We start from the raw sequence: 384 nt of genomic DNA on the forward strand, positions 1-384 counted from the left end.
ATGCTAAAAATGATTTTGTTCTTGATTTTACTGTTGCAAAAGCTTCTATTCATGAATCAAATTTTTTTGATGTGTTATTTGAATCAATAAAATCTTTTTCTAAAATTTTATTAGATGCAGCTTATGATTCTTATGATATTTTTTCAAAGATTATGTCTTCTAATTCTATACCAGTTATTGATTTAAATAAAAGAAATACTAAATATTATGAATCTTATAATAGATATGTTATGAAATCTTTTAGAATTGCTTTTAAGAATGATTATAAATTACGTTGGGAAATTGAAAGAGTTAATGGTATTATGGATATGTCTTTTGGTACTGAATATGTTTGGTATGTTAGAAATAGAAATTATTTAACTTTTGCTGGTATTACTGTTCTTT

The 384-nt window shown here is 22.4% G+C and carries 1 protein-coding gene; it reads left to right on the top strand.

Annotation, left to right across the window (positions count from 1 at the left end; all coding sequences use genetic code 11):
- The coding region (locus ACYQ44_RS10445) for a transposase (RefSeq protein WP_459997237.1) at positions 1-384 on the top strand (384 nt) is incomplete at both ends.

This window comes from Marinitoga arctica, assembly GCF_054657315.1.